General features: G+C 56.4%; 2 protein-coding genes. Both read right to left on the bottom strand.

All coding sequences use genetic code 11. The annotated features are described in order from the left end of the window. Positions 1-109: 109 nt before the first annotated feature. A complete protein-coding gene (locus H512_RS0120115) occupies positions 110-442 on the bottom strand; it encodes a type II toxin-antitoxin system HicB family antitoxin (protein ID WP_026784925.1) in 333 nt (110 codons plus the stop codon). Beyond that, complete coding sequence (locus tag H512_RS0120110; protein ID WP_026784924.1) at positions 439-699, bottom strand: type II toxin-antitoxin system HicA family toxin; 261 nt, start codon at positions 697-699, stop codon at positions 439-441. The genes H512_RS0120115 and H512_RS0120110 overlap by 4 nt, the downstream gene beginning before the upstream one ends. Between the last annotated feature and the right edge of the window lie 471 nt (positions 700-1,170).

Genomic DNA, 1,170 nt, shown 5'->3' with positions numbered 1-1,170 from the left:
GTGATTAAGATAGGCAGATGGATGCCCCGAACTGCCGCCATATGCAAAAGACCGCCGGAGGGGTGCTCAGGCGGTCGAACAAGACGCTATGTCGCCAAGCCACTCTGGCTTACAGCATCGACGCCCGCGACAGCGTCGTGGTCACCCACTTGTTGAGGCTGACCCCGGCACGCCTGGCAGCTGACACCACGGCACGATGCAATGACGGATCGGCACGCACCACAAACTGGCCGGAGAACGGCTTCTCCGGCTTCTCGCCGCGTTCCTTGCAGAACGCGAGGTAATCCTCCACGGAGTCCTTGAAGGCTTCCTTCAGCTCCGTAACGGATTCCCCCTGGAACGTGATCACGTCCCGCAGGTTGATCACCTCGCCATGGAACACCTCGGCCTCGTCATCGAAATCGACGACAGCCTCATAGTCCTTGTAGGTCATTGTGGTCATGGCTCTATCTCCGCTTCGCTCAGGAAGCGCCTCACCGACTTCACAGCCCCCTTGTCAGTTTCCTTCTGAGGGTGCGGCCGGTGAAACACTGCGCGGACGCCATTGAGGGCGACGCGCACGCGCGAACCCTGGCCCTCGCTGATCTCCGCCCCGCAAGCCTCCATAAGGCTTTCGATATCGCGCCAGACGATGCCGGCGCGGACGGGATCAGCAAAGATCGCCTCAAGGGTCGCTCGATGCTTCCTACTTAATTCCATATGATATCACTTTCCAGTATCACTGACAACAGTCCTGACATCACCGTACAACGGAGTCTACTTACCGACGATACCGGTTGCCCACCCTGGAGGCATTTTCCGTAAACGGACTCGTTCCATCACAAGTTCAGGCGGAGTGTAGCCATGAGATATGGCCCCTCTGCCTGTAGGAAGCCCGTTGGAGCGTTTTTGGCGCTTCGACGTGAAATCGTCCATCCGTGTGCTGCAAAGTCGCTGTGCGGCCTTCTAGCTGGCTTTCTCGTTGGTGTTGGCACTGGACACGATATGGACTTCAAAAATTCAATGAGAAAAATACGCGCACGCGCTTTTTCTGAAATTCTGGAAGAGCTTTCTGTAAGGAGCTTTCTGTAGAGACGTTTCTGAGAGTCTTTCTGTTCTATATATAGGCGCCACCTAATCAGCGTGGGAAGCGCCACCTAATCAGCGTGGAGGCGCCACCTAATCAGCGTA

It is taken from the genome of Pleomorphomonas koreensis DSM 23070 (assembly GCF_000425185.1).
Lineage (GTDB): Bacteria > Pseudomonadota > Alphaproteobacteria > Rhizobiales > Pleomorphomonadaceae > Pleomorphomonas > Pleomorphomonas koreensis.
This window is presented reverse-complemented; position numbering and strand designations above follow the sequence as displayed.

Excerpts from the sequence above, each read along its gene's own strand:
- H512_RS0120110 (WP_026784924.1), bottom strand. The coding sequence starts at position 699 with ATGGAATTAAGTAGGAAGCATCGAGCGACCCTTGAGGCGATCTTTGCT.
- H512_RS0120115 (WP_026784925.1), bottom strand. The coding sequence starts at position 442 with ATGACCACAATGACCTACAAGGACTATGAGGCTGTCGTCGATTTCGAT.